Source organism: Ideonella benzenivorans, assembly GCF_020387415.1.
Taxonomy (GTDB): domain Bacteria; phylum Pseudomonadota; class Gammaproteobacteria; order Burkholderiales; family Burkholderiaceae_C; genus Ideonella; species Ideonella benzenivorans.
Genome location: NZ_JAGWCB010000018.1, coordinates 334,650 through 346,774 on the forward strand (window position 1 = coordinate 334,650; position 12,125 = coordinate 346,774).

The window sequence follows — 12,125 nt, forward strand, 5'->3', positions numbered from 1 at the left end:
TCAGTCCAAGGGCAGGGTGCCCCGGCAAGCGGGGTAGCCGGTGCAGCCCCAGAACGCCTTGCCGGCGTTGGCGCCGCGCTGGGCCACACGGCGCACCATGACCTGGCCGCAGCGCGGGCACGCCGGCGGCGTCGGCTGAATCGGCGTGGTGGCTGTCACAGGCGGGGTCGGGGAGGCCGCGGACTGCACCTGCTGGATCAGGCCGAGCAGGCGGGGACCGTCGATCAGCCGGACATGCCGCCCTTCGGCGAACGCGCGGGCCTCGTCGGTGAAGCGACCGGAGGTGACGACGAAGCCACTGGCGGCGCCACGGGCGGCCATCACGCCATAGTGGGCGCGCACCACGTCCACGCCCACCCGGAAGGCCCGCCATTGCTTGCACTGCACCAGATGGGTCTCGCCATCGCGCCGCAGCACCAGGTCCACGCCGCCGTCGGGGCCGCCACCGCCGGTCTCCAGCACCTGAAAGCCCTGTTGGCGGAAGATTTCACCCACCAGCTGTTCGAACGCCTGCCACGACATGCCCTGCAGGGCATCGGCCGTCGGGTTGGCACTGACGTTGGCGACCAACGCCTGGCGCTGGCGGCGGCCGAACCACGACACCCCCGCGCTGACCAGGCACAGCCCCGGCAGCAGGTACTGGCCGGCCCCGGCCAGGCTGCGCCAGAGCATCTGGCTGATGAACGTTGGGTCCCCGCGGAGGACCGGGGCAGGCTGCTGCGCCACATGGTGCAGCCCCAGGTAGAGCAGCAGCGCAAGGCCAACGCCGGCCCACCACGGCAGCAGCGCCACCAGCTCCATGAAGTCCTCGAGGGGACTGCTTTTCTTTCGACGTGCCATGGATCGTTCTCTCCCTAGAGAGACAGGATCCTAGGGCCGGGGGATGACGGTTCGGAGGTGAATACTGCCGAAACCCGGCTCAGAGCCGATGGCCCGACCCGCCGTGGTTCGTCGAGGTGGCGGCCTGCGGATCGACGTGGATCATCATCCGCACCAGCTCGGCCACGGTGTCGATGCCCAGCTTCTCGCGGATGCGGCAGCGGTGGACCTCGACGGTCTTCTTGCTGATGCCCAGCTCCTCGCCGATCTCGCGGCTGGACAGGCCATCGATCAACAGGTCCAGCACCTCGCGCTCGCGCGGTGACAGCGTGGCCAGCTGGTTCTTCATCAGGCGCGCATGCCGCTGCTGACGGTGCAGCTCGGCCGCCAGGTTGACAGCGTCCTGCACGCGGTCGAGCAGGGCCTGGTCGGAAAAAGGCTTCTCGATGAAGTCGAAGGCGCCGGCCCGCATCGCCCGCACCGACATCGGGATGGTGCCGTGCCCGCTCAGGAACAGGATGGGCAGCTCCGGGCTGGTGGCGCGCAGCACCTCCTGCAGCTCGAAGCCACCCATCTGCGGCATGCGGATGTCCAGCAGCAGGCAGCCCGGTTGCTCGGGGTCGTGGCTGTCCAGAAATTCGCGCCCGTTGCGGAACACCTCCACCGGGTGACCCACCGATTCGAGCAGCCAGCGCAGCGAGGTGCGCACCGCGTCGTCGTCGTCGACGACGAACACGACCGGGGTGTGGGACGGTGGCTTAGTGGAAGAGCTGGGGTGCATGGTCGACGGCCTCGACCTCGGAGGCCAATGGCAAGGTGAAGTGGAACTTGGCGCCGCCCGAGGCGCTTTGCGTGACCCACAGGCTGCCGCCGTGGGAATCGATGATGGAGCGGCACAGCGACAGGCCGATGCCCAGGCCTTCCTTCTTGGTCGTGAAGAAGGCGTCGAAGATCTTGTCTGGGTTGCAGCGCGGCAGGCCGTGGCCACAGTCCTCGATGGACAGGCTCACGGTGCCGGCGGCGGTCAGGTGGGTGGCCAGGGTCAGCTGGCGCTGGCCCTCGGGCGTGTGCTCCATCGCCTCGATACCGTTGCGGGCGATGTTGGAGATCACCTGCTCGATCAGCACCCAGTCGCAGTGCACCAGCGCCGGCTCGCGCAGCAGCCGGTAGCGGGTGGCCACGCCACGGGCCCGGGCTTCGATCTCGATGAAGGGCGCGATCTCCTCGACGATGGTGCGGATGTCCACCGTCTCGCGGTGGTAGGCGCTCTTGCGGGTGAAGTTGCGCACCGTGCGGATGATGCGGCCGGCCCGTTCGGCCTGCACGCGGGTGTGCTCCAGCACCTCCATCAGCTCGGGCAGGCCCAGGCTGCCGGCCTGGGCCCGCCGGATGGCGCCACCGACGAAGTTCATGATGGCGAAGAAGGGCTGGTTCAGCTCATGCGCCAGGGCCGAGGCCATCTCGCCGGTGGTGGACAGGCGCGCCATGTGGCTGAGCTCCAGGTCGCGCTGGCGCACCCGCTCCTCGGCCTCCAGCCGGGCACTGACGTCGCGGAAGGTCACCAGCAGGCCGTCCACGTGCCGGTCCTCCAGCAGGTTCACGCAGCTGCCCTCCAGCCAGCACCAGCGGCCGTCGCGGTGCTGGATGCGGCAGGCGAAGGTCTGCTCGCCGGCCGGCTGCAGCGTCAGCTGGCGCAGCAGCTCGCTCAGCCGCTGGGCCTCGGCCGGCTCCATGCGCGCGAACACGGCCCGGCCACGCACCTCCCGTTCACGGAACCCCAGCACCTTGCGGATCGACGGCCCCACCCAGGCCACCCGGCCGCGTCGGTCGAGGATCGCGATGCCGTCGCTGATGTTGCCGATCAGCTGGCGGTAATAGGCCTCGCGCGCGATCAGCCGCTCCTCGGTGGCCTTGCGGTCGGTGATCTCGCGCACCAGCGCGATCACCTTGGGCTGGCCGCCGGTGATGATGCGCTTGAGATTCACTTCGGTGGGCACCTGGCTGCCGTCGGGGCGGCGCACCCACCATTCGAACAGCTGCGGGCCCTCGTCCACCGCACGGTGAATGTGCGTCAGTGCACCAAGGCCGTCACACCCATGTGGGCGCGAGCTGATGTCCCCCACCCCCATGCGCGTCAACAGGGGCACGGGCACGCCGGTCATGCGCGCGGCCATGCGGTTGGCATCCAGGATGGCGCCGGTGCGCTCGTCGTGGATGAAGATCGCATCGTTCGCGTGATCGAACACGTCCTTGTAGTTGGTCGCCAACTGCATTGCGTCTTCCTCAGGAGTGCGGTGTCGCAAGCCGGTAAGAACAAGCACCTACTGGCTTAGATGCGTTGCCGGATTTGCGCGGGGCCATCCGGTTTCTAACCTTGCAAGCATGTTTCGGGCCGATGTGTTGGGCCCGGAGCGGTCAACAGTTCTAGCTGCAAGGACGCCCCATGAGCACCCGTGATTCCACTCCCCAGCCTGTCGTCGAGGTCAAGAGCTACACCCGCGGCATCGTCGGCCCCAGCAATGAAATGCTCGGCCCGGTCGCCGATGGCGGCACCCTGCGCGTGGGCACGCCGCCGGGCTGCTGGGGCCCGATGATCACGCCCAAGTTCCAGGGCGGCCACGAGGTCTCGCAACCGGTGGCCGTGGCCGGTGCCGAGGTGGGCGACGCGGTGGCGCTCAAGCTGCGCCACATGGTCGTCACCTCGCTGGCCACCTCGTCGGGCGTGATGTCCTTTGTCGACGGCCGCTACCTGGGCGACCCCTTCGTCGCCAAGCTCTGCCCCAGCTGCGGCACCGTCAGCCCGCCCAGCCACATCGAGGGTATCGGCGACAACGCGGTGCACTGCGACGTCTGCGGCGCCGAGGTCAACGCCTTCCGCTTCGCCAACGGCTATGTGATCGTGCTGGACCAGGACAGCGGCGTCTCGCTGACCGTGGGCCAGGCGGTGGCCGACCGGCTGGCCACCCAGGCGATGGAATTCGCCCGCCTGCCCGAAGCGGCCGAGCAGCACTCCATCCTGTCGCTGGCCCGCGCGGACATCGAGGGCCTGGCCGCGCACATGCAGCCCTTCCTCGGCAACATCGGCACCACGCCCTCGCGCGACCTGCCCGACTCGCACAACGCTGGCGACTTCGGCGCCTTCCTGGTCGATGCACCACACCAGTACGCGATGAGCCAGGCGGAGCTGGACCTGCACAAGACCGATGGCCACATGGACACCAACTCGGTGCGGGCCGGTGCCATCCTGATCTGCCCCGTCAAGGTGCCCGGGGCCGGTGTCTACCTGGGGGACATGCACGCCCAGCAGGGCAACGGCGAGGTGGCGGGCCATGCCACCGACGTGGCCGGCTTCACCGAACTGGACGTGCAGGTCATCAAGGGCCTGACGCTGGACGGCCCCATCCTGCTGCAGCGCCCGGACGATCTGCCGCCGATGGCGCGGCCCATGAGCCCGGAGCAGCGCGCCGCGGTGGAGCGCCTGGCCCAGCGCTACGGCCAGAAGAAGATCGAGCGCAACGGCCCGATCACCTTCATCGGCTCGGGCCGCACGCTCAACGACGCCACCCACAACGGCGTGGACCGCGCCGCCAAGGTGACCGGTCTGTCGCCCGACGAGATCCTCAACCGCGCCACGATCACCGGCTCGATCGAGATCAGCCGCCTGCCCGGCGTGGTGCGCGTCACCTTCCTGTGCCCGATGGACATCCTGGACCGCCTGGGCATTGGCGCGCTGGTGCGCGAACAGTACGGGCTCACTGACTGAGCCTTTCCATTCCCCGATTCATCCCCTTTCACGGAGCACGCCATGAACGCACCCGCTGAACTGCGCTGGGCCGCCAAGTACCCCGAGCTGGGCACCGGCCCCATCCCCATCGACCCCTGTGTCTCGCCCGAGTTCTTCGAGCAGGAACGCCAGAAGGTCTTCCTCAAGTCCTGGCTGAAGGTCGGCCGCGTCGAGGAGATTCCCAACGCCGGCGACTACAAGGTCAAGAAGCTGGACTTCGCCAAGACCTCGGTGATCCTGATCCGCGGCAAGGACGGCCAGGTGCGCGGCTTCCACAACACCTGCTCGCACCGCGGCAACAAGGTCATCGTCGAGACCGGCGAGGAGACCTTCGGCAAGAACAAGGCCGCGGTGGTGACCTGCCGCTTCCACGGCTGGGTCTATGACGCCAAGGGCGCCATCGTGCAGGTGCCCGAGGAGCAGAAGTTCCACGCCTGCTTCGAGAAGGACAAGAACGCGCTGACGTCGGTGCACACCGACGTCTGGGAAGGCTTCATCTTCGTCAACCTGGACCCGGCCCCGCAGGTGCAGCCGCTGGCCGAGTTCCTGGGCGGCCTGGGCCAGCACCTGAGCGGCTTCCCGTACCACGAGCTGTCGCACTGCTTCAGCTACCACACCTACCTGGACTGCAACTGGAAGGTGGCGCACGACGCCTTTGCCGAGGCCTACCACGTGGCCACCATCCACGCCGGCTCCTTCCCCAATGTGTTCACCTCCGGCCTGCAGAACGTGGAGCTGTTCGGCCCGCACCGCACCGCGGCCATCTGCCTGTCGCTGCAGAACGACCCCACCCCGGTGGCCAAGATCGCCAACGCGCTGGCCACCGGCTCGCTGGTGGCGCGCCGCGGCGCGTCGATGCTGCCGCCGGGTGTCAACCCGGACCACCGCGAGGACTTCGCCTTCGAGCTCTCGGTGATGTTCCCCAACCTGCTGCTGCACGTCTCCGAAGGCATCTGGTTCACCCACCAGTTCTGGCCGGTGTCGCACAACAAGACCCTGTGGGAAGGCAAGTACTACGTGCGCCCGCCCAAGACCAACGGCCAGCGCTGGGCCCTGGAGCACGCCCAGTGCCTGCAGCGCAACGCCTGGCTGGAGGACACCGCGACGATGGAGGACACCCAGATCGCGCTCGAGTCCGGTGCCAAGCCGGTGATGCACCTGCAGGACGACGAGGTCCTGATCCGCCACGGCTACCACGCGCTGGAAGCCGCCATGCACGCCGAATGAGGAGCCCCACCATGAGCATCACCACCCTGCCCAAGTCCTTTGAAGTGCTGGAGCCCCTGGTGCCCAGCTGGGCCCTGGCCACCCAGAACGAGCGCCAGCAGCGGCGCATCCACGCCTCGCGCGGCGAGCTGCGCGCCTTCTACGAGGCGATGCTGCCGCGCATCGAGGACATCGTCAGCTACGTCGACCGCTACCCGCTGGGCGAGCTGCCGCCCGAGGCCGAACGCCTGTTCGCGCTGGCCCTGTCGCTGGCCGAGGTGGCGCCGCACATCGAGCTCTACGGCGGCGACCCCAAGGTGCCGCACAGCTTCGACGAGTCGCGTTTCGTCGCCGACCACGGCGAACAGGTGCTCTGAGATGGACCTCGCCGGCCTGACCGAACGCCTCACGCGGCTTGAGGACCAAGAGGCCATCCGCACCCTGGTGGCGACCTATGCGCTGGGGGCGGACCGCCACAACGACCCGGCCATCCTCGGGCCGCTGTTCACCGAGGACGCGGTCTGGGCCTGCGAGGGCTTCGGCCAGCACCGGGGCGCCGACGAGATCGCCCGCGCCCTGGCCGAGATCGGCCGCACCCGCATTCGCTGGTCGCTGCACTACATGGTGTCGCCGCTGGTGGAGCGGGCCGACGACGGCGCCACCGCCCGCTGCCGCTGGTACCTCTGGGAGCTGGCCCAGGTGGCCGAGCCCGGCGAGCCCGCAGCGCAGGCGCACTGGATCGGCGGCTGCTACGACGCCCAGGTGGTGAAGGGCCCGCAGGGCTGGCACTTCGCCCGCGTCGACCTGCAGCTCAAGCTCCTCAGCCCCCACCGCGAAGGCTGGCAGACCCTGCCGCCTACCCCCTGATCCGCATCCAAGGAAGTTTCATGCGCAAGATTTCTCTGATCGGCGGAGGCCAGGCCGGCCTTCTCCTGGGCTTCGCTCTGCTCGACAAGGGCTATGCCGTCACCCTCTACACCGACCGCAGCCCCGAGCAGGTGCTCAACAGCCGCATCCCCAGCACCGCCTTCCTGTTCAACAGCTCGCTGCAGTTCGAACGCGAGCTGGGCCTGAACTTCTGGGAGGACGTGGTGCCCTACGGCGAGGGCATGCACGTGGACTTCCGCGGGCCCGATGGCCGCATCGGCCTGACCGTGCAGGGCCGCCTGGGCGAACTGAAGGGCCAGGCCCTGGACCAGCGCACCAAGTTCTCCCGCTGGATGCGCGAGTTCAGCCAGCGCGGCGGCAAGCTGGTGATCCAGTCGGTCTCGGTGACCGACCTGGAGCGCATCGCGGCCGAGAGCGACCTGACCATGGTCGCCGCCGGCAAGGGCCCGATCAACGCCTTCTTCGAGCGCGACGAGGTGCGCAGCGCCCACAGCACGCCGCCGCGCCACCTGGCCGCGCTGCTGCTCACCGGCCCGCAGCTGATGGGCGACCGGCCCTGGGCCCGCGTGCCCTTCCGGCCGCTGCGCTTCAACTTCGTGGCCGGCGTGGGCGAGTTCTTCTCGCTGCCCTTCTACACCCACACCCGGGGCGAGTGCCGCAGCTTCCTGTTCGAGGCCATTCCCGGCGGCCCGATGGACCGCTTCCAGGCGGCCCGCGACGGCCATGAGCTGCTGGAGATCGCCCGCTCGGTGGTCGCCGACTTCGCCCCCGACGACCTGCACCACCTGGAGGGTGCCGAGCTGACCGACGAGGACGCCTGGCTCAAGGGCAGCTTCCTGCCCACGGTGCGCAAGCCGGTCGGCCGCCTGCCCGGTGGCGGGCTGGTGATGGCCATCGGCGACACCGCGGTGCTCAACGACCCGATCGCCGGCCAGGGCGCCAACAACGCGGTGCGCATGGTGCGCTACCTGGCCGAGCGCATCCAGGCCCAGGGCCAGCAGCCCTTCGACGCCGACTGGATGCAGGACGTGTTCGAGACCTTCTGGAACGCATCGGCCGTCTTCACCACCGGCTTCACCAACGCGCTGCTGCTGCCGCCGGGCGAGCCGGTGATGGAGGTGCTGGGCGCCGCCTCGGTGCACCCGCCGGTGGCCGATGCCTTCATGCGCGGTTTCGACAACCCGGCCAACTACTTCCCCTGGATCACCGACGTGGCCCTGGCGCGTGCCTTCGTCGCCGAAAGGACGGTGCGCGATGCGGCCTGAGCCCAGCCCCGTCTGGCGCGACGATGGCGAGGCCGGCGACCCCGCCGCGCTGCGCCGCGCGCTGGGCCTGTTCGCCACCGGCGTCACCGTGGTGACCACGCTGGCCGACGACGGCCGCCCGGTGGGCATCACCGCCAGCTCCTTCAACACCGTCTCGCTGGACCCGGCGCTGGTGCTGTGGAGCCTGTCGCGCCGATCGCCGCATGCCGGCCGCTTCCGGCCTGGCCGGCCCTTCGGTGTGAACGTGCTGGCCGGTGACCAGACCGCGCTGTGCCAGCGCTTCGGCCAGCCCGGCGCCGACAAGTTCGCCGGCCTGAGCACCACGCCCGGCGTGGGCGGCGTGCCCATGCTGCCCGGCGCGGCAGCGCAGTTCGAGTGCGTCGGCTTTGCCGAGCATCCCGGCGGGGACCACGTGATCGTCGTCGGCCAGGTGCTGCGCCTGCGCTGGCGCGACACCGCCCCGATGGTGTTCTGCCGCGGCCGGCTGGGCGTGCTGCCCGAAGCCGAGCCGCTGGCGGCCTGAATCAAGGAGAACGACCCATGCGAGGACTGGACAACAAGGTGGCCATCGTCAGCGGCGGCGCCACGCTGATCGGCGCGGCGGTGGCGCGGGCCTTCGTGGCCGCCGGCACGCAGGTGCTGGTGGCCGACATCGACGACGCGGGCGGGCAGGCCCTGGCCGCCGAGCTGGGCCCGGCGCTGCGCTTTCAGCACACCGACCTGGCCGTGGAGGCCGAGGTCGAGGCCTGTGTGGCCGCGGCCCAGGCCCACTTCGGCCGCCTCGACTTCGTCGTCAACGTGGCGGCCGTCTATGCCGACCAGGGGCCGGGCACCACGCGCGACGAATGGACCCGCTCCTTCGCCGTCAACGTGATCGGCCCGGCGCGGCTGGTGCAGCTGGCCTGCCCGCACATGGCGCCGGGCAGCGCGGTGGTGAACTTCGGCTCCACCAGCGCGGGCGTGGCCCAGGCCGGCCGCTGGGCCTACCCGGCCACCAAGGCCGCCGTGCTGCAGCTCACCCGCAGCGAGGCGCTAGACCTGGCCGGCGCCGGCATCCGCGCCAATGCCGTGTCACCCGGCTGGACCTGGTCGGGCGTGCTCGACCAGATCTCCGGCGGTGACCGGGCCCGGGTCGAGGCCGTGGCCCGCCCCTTCCACATGCTCGGCCGCATCGGCGACCCCACCGAGGTGGCCGAGGCCGTGCTCTTCCTGTGCTCCGACCACGCCCGCTTCATCACCGGCGCCAACCTGGCCGTCGATGGCGGCTATGCCGCCCTCGGCCCCGAACAGGGCCTCACCCCCATCCTGGAGTTGCTGTCATGACCTCGCTGTTCCGCTTCCGCCTGCTGCCGCTGTGCGGCCTGATCCTGGCCGGCCTGGCCACCCTGCCGGCCCGCGCCACCAACGGCACCATGCCGCACGGCTATGGCATCGCCTCGCAAGGCATGGGCGGCGCCTCCATCGCCTTGCCGCAGGACGCGGTGGCCGCGGCCAACAACCCCTCGGGCATGGCCCTGCTGGGCGAACAGCTGGAGCTGGGCCTGGCGGTGGTGCTGCCCAAGCCCTCGGCCACCTTCGGCGGCACCACCTTCGACGGCGGCGGCCTGAAGGCCATCCCGGTGCCCGAGTTCGGCTATGTGCGGCCGCTGGACACCCAGCAGACGGTCGGGGTCTCGGTCTATGGCAATGGGGTGGCGACCAAGTACCGCCAGTCGATTTCGGGCGGCACCGACAGCGCCAGCGACGGCGCCAACCTGACCCAGGTGATCGTCTCGCCCACCTACGCGCTCAAGCTCAGCGCCGGCCAGGCGGTGGGGGTTTCGCTGGACCTGGCCTACCAGCGCTTCCGTGTCAACGGCGTGCCCGATGCCAATGGCGTCGAAGGCCAGGGCTACGAATCCTCCACCGGCGTCGGCCTGAAGCTGGGCTGGACCGGCGAGGTGCTGCCGGGTGTCTCGCTGGGCGCGATGTACGCCTCGCGCATCCACATGGGCAAGCTCAAGGCCTACAGCGCGCTGCTGGCCGATGGCGGCCAGTTCGACGTGCCCGAGCGTTACGGCCTGGGCCTGGCGGTGCAGGCCCCGGCCGGCCTCACCTTCGCCGCCGACGTGATGCGGGTGAACTGGGGCGACCTGGCCTCGCTGGGCAACGCCCTGACCGACCCGCAGCCCGGCTTTGGCTGGCGCAACCAGACGGTCGTGCGCGCCGGCGTGGCCTGGGAGGTTCGGCCCCAGTGGACGCTGCGCGCGGGCTACAGCCACGGCACGCAGATCGTCAGCAGCGACAACACCACGCTGAACTATCTGGCGCCGGTCACGCCGCAGCAGCACCTGACCCTGGGCGCGACCTGGAAGTTCGACCCCCACCAGTCCCTCAGCCTGGCCTATGCGCGGGCGATCGGCACCACCGTGCACGGCACCGGCGCCAGCACCGGGGTGGATGTGCGCATGTCGCAAAACTGGCTGGCCGCCGCCTGGTCCTACGCCTGGTGAGGCACCTCCCACCCTGCCCCTGAAAGCCCGACCATGACGACTCCCTTTCCCCTGACCCCCCTGTGCGCCGTGGCCGACGTGCCCGCCGGCGGCTGCCGCCGCATCGAACTGCCCGGCCGGCCTCCGCTGGCGGTGTTCCGCATCGACAGCGGCATCCACGTCACCGACGACACCTGCACCCATGGCGATGCCTCGCTGTGCGATGGCGAGATCGAGGACGGCCTGGTCGAGTGCCCCTACCACCAGGGCGCCTTCGACATCGCCACCGGCAAGCCGGCCGGTGCGCCCTGCACCATCGCGCTGCGGGTCTATCCGGTGCAGCTGCAGGATGGCCAGGTGTTGGCTGCGCTGCCGGTGCAGGAGCCGGCATGACGGTGAGCGTGAACGGCGGCGAAGCCCGCTTCGAGGTGGCCGAGGGCGACACCCTGCTGCGGGCCGCGCTGCGGGCGGGCGTGGCCCTGCCCTACGAATGCGGCGTGGGCGCCTGCGGCTGCTGCCGCTGCGAGGTGACGCAGGGCCAGGTCGAGGTGTTGTGGGCCGAGGCCCCGGGCCTGAGCGAGCGCGACCGCCGCAAGGGCCGACAACTGGCCTGCCAGTGCCGGCCGCTGGGCGATGTGGACCTGACACTGCGCCTGGACCCGCGCGGCACCGCCCCCACGCCGCCGCGGCGCCAGGCCGCCACGCTGCGGGCGGTGCGGCCGCTCACCCACGACCTGCGCGAGTTCGTGTTCCAGACCGAGGCCCCCGCGACCTTCGAGCCCGGCCAGTACGCCTTCCTGGGCCTGCCCGGCCTGGTGCGCGAGCGGGCCTACTCGATGGCCAACCTGGCCAACGCGGCGGGCGAGTGGCACTTCGGCGTGCGCCGCGTGCCCGGCGGCGAGGCCAGCAACGCGCTGTTCGACACCCTGCGGCCGGGCGACAGCGTGGCGCTGGACGGCCCCTACGGCATGGCCTGGCTGCGGCCGGACGTGCCGCGCGACATCGTCTGCATCGCCGGCGGCTCCGGTCTGGCGCCGATGCTGTCGGTGGCCCGGGGCGCGGCCGCCACGCTGCTGCGCGATGGCCCGCGGCGGCTGGACTTCTTCTACGGCGGCCGCACGCCGGCCGACCTGTGCGGCCAGGCCGAGCTGGCGGCGCTGGGCGTGGACGGCGACCGACTGCGCTACCACGCGGCCGTCTCCGACGCGGCCGCGGCGACGGCTGCCGGCTGGACCGGCGCGGTCGGGCCCATCCACGCCCTGGTCGAACAGACGCTGGGCGCCGCCCTGGCCGAGCGCGAGGTCTACCTGGCCGGCCCGCCCGGCATGGTGGAGGCCGTGCTGACCCTGCTGCAGGTCACCCACCGGATCCCGCCGGAGCGGATCCACTTCGACCGCTTTTTCTGAGGGGCCAACCGATGGACGCTGCCGATTGGATCGGCCCGCTGGCCGGCGTGCTGAGCACCGCCTCCTTCGTGCCCCAGGCCTGGCACATCCTGCGCCGGCGCCGGGCCGACGATGTGTCCTGGGGCACCTACTTGCTGCTGACCGCGGGCGTGGGGCTGTGGATGGCCTACGGCTGGCTGCGCGGCGACCGGCCGCTGCTGTGGACCAATGGCCTGATCGGCGTGAACGCCGTGGCCATCCTGCTCATGAAGTGGCATTACCAGCGGCGGGCCACCCGCCGCTGAGG

14 protein-coding genes are annotated in these 12,125 nt (G+C 70.6%); 11 read left to right on the top strand and 3 right to left on the bottom strand.

The features are described 5' to 3' along the window. The 3 genes from KGA65_RS17940 to KGA65_RS17950 all read right to left on the bottom strand — a co-directional run bounded on the left by KGA65_RS17940 (position 1) and on the right by KGA65_RS17950 (position 3,092). The gene (locus tag KGA65_RS17940) at positions 1 to 840 is read right to left on the bottom strand and encodes a restriction endonuclease (RefSeq protein ID WP_225864488.1); all 840 of its coding nucleotides are present in this window, start codon (positions 838 to 840) and stop codon (positions 1 to 3) included. 79 nt (positions 841 to 919) lie between these two features. Then, a complete protein-coding gene (locus KGA65_RS17945) occupies positions 920 to 1,600 on the bottom strand; it encodes a response regulator transcription factor (RefSeq protein WP_225864489.1) in 681 nt (226 codons plus the stop codon). Then, positions 1,578 to 3,092: a PAS domain S-box protein gene (locus tag KGA65_RS17950; RefSeq protein WP_225864490.1), complete on the bottom strand. Its 1,515-nt coding sequence runs from the start codon at positions 3,090 to 3,092 to the stop codon at positions 1,578 to 1,580. Before KGA65_RS17950 ends, KGA65_RS17945 begins: the two co-directional genes overlap by 23 nt. 170 nt (positions 3,093 to 3,262) lie before the next feature. Here KGA65_RS17950 and KGA65_RS17955 point away from each other — a divergent pair, with 170 nt between their 5' ends. From KGA65_RS17955 to KGA65_RS18005, 11 genes are read left to right on the top strand one after another with little or no spacing between them, the layout of a single operon-like run. Then, positions 3,263 to 4,582 carry an acetamidase/formamidase family protein gene (locus KGA65_RS17955; RefSeq protein WP_225864491.1) on the top strand — a complete coding sequence of 440 codons (1,320 nt, stop codon included), beginning with the start codon at positions 3,263 to 3,265 and terminating at the stop codon, positions 4,580 to 4,582. Between the two features lie 42 nt (positions 4,583 to 4,624). Next, positions 4,625 to 5,830 (top strand): aromatic ring-hydroxylating oxygenase subunit alpha, encoded by a 1,206-nt coding sequence (locus KGA65_RS17960; RefSeq protein ID WP_225864492.1) that lies wholly within the window; start codon positions 4,625 to 4,627, stop codon positions 5,828 to 5,830. An 11-nt stretch (positions 5,831 to 5,841) separates the two neighbouring features. Beyond that, on the top strand, positions 5,842 to 6,186 hold the full coding sequence (locus KGA65_RS17965; protein WP_225864493.1) for a hypothetical protein: 345 nt from the start codon (positions 5,842 to 5,844) through the stop codon (positions 6,184 to 6,186). A 1-nt stretch (position 6,187) separates the two neighbouring features. Next, positions 6,188 to 6,676 carry a nuclear transport factor 2 family protein gene (locus KGA65_RS17970; RefSeq protein ID WP_225864494.1) on the top strand — a complete coding sequence of 163 codons (489 nt, stop codon included), beginning with the start codon at positions 6,188 to 6,190 and terminating at the stop codon, positions 6,674 to 6,676. Positions 6,677 to 6,696: 20 nt separating this feature from the next. Continuing rightward, on the top strand, positions 6,697 to 7,962 hold the full coding sequence (locus tag KGA65_RS17975) for a styrene monooxygenase/indole monooxygenase family protein (protein WP_225864495.1): 1,266 nt from the start codon (positions 6,697 to 6,699) through the stop codon (positions 7,960 to 7,962). After that, on the top strand, positions 7,952 to 8,485 hold the full coding sequence (locus KGA65_RS17980; protein WP_225864496.1) for a flavin reductase family protein: 534 nt from the start codon (positions 7,952 to 7,954) through the stop codon (positions 8,483 to 8,485). Before KGA65_RS17975 ends, KGA65_RS17980 begins: the two co-directional genes overlap by 11 nt. A gap of 17 nt (positions 8,486 to 8,502) precedes the next feature. Further along, the gene (locus tag KGA65_RS17985) at positions 8,503 to 9,285 is read left to right on the top strand and encodes an SDR family oxidoreductase (RefSeq protein WP_225864497.1); all 783 of its coding nucleotides are present in this window, start codon (positions 8,503 to 8,505) and stop codon (positions 9,283 to 9,285) included. Further along, a complete protein-coding gene (locus KGA65_RS17990) occupies positions 9,282 to 10,454 on the top strand; it encodes an OmpP1/FadL family transporter (protein ID WP_225864498.1) in 1,173 nt (390 codons plus the stop codon). Before KGA65_RS17985 ends, KGA65_RS17990 begins: the two co-directional genes overlap by 4 nt. A gap of 33 nt (positions 10,455 to 10,487) precedes the next feature. Continuing rightward, complete coding sequence (locus KGA65_RS17995; RefSeq protein WP_225864499.1) at positions 10,488 to 10,826, top strand: non-heme iron oxygenase ferredoxin subunit; 339 nt, start codon at positions 10,488 to 10,490, stop codon at positions 10,824 to 10,826. Beyond that, on the top strand, positions 10,823 to 11,839 hold the full coding sequence (locus KGA65_RS18000; RefSeq protein WP_225864500.1) for a 2Fe-2S iron-sulfur cluster-binding protein: 1,017 nt from the start codon (positions 10,823 to 10,825) through the stop codon (positions 11,837 to 11,839). Before KGA65_RS17995 ends, KGA65_RS18000 begins: the two co-directional genes overlap by 4 nt. Before the next feature lie 11 nt (positions 11,840 to 11,850). Continuing rightward, positions 11,851 to 12,123: an SWEET family sugar transporter gene (locus KGA65_RS18005; RefSeq protein WP_225864501.1), complete on the top strand. Its 273-nt coding sequence runs from the start codon at positions 11,851 to 11,853 to the stop codon at positions 12,121 to 12,123. Positions 12,124 to 12,125: the final 2 nt, after the last annotated feature.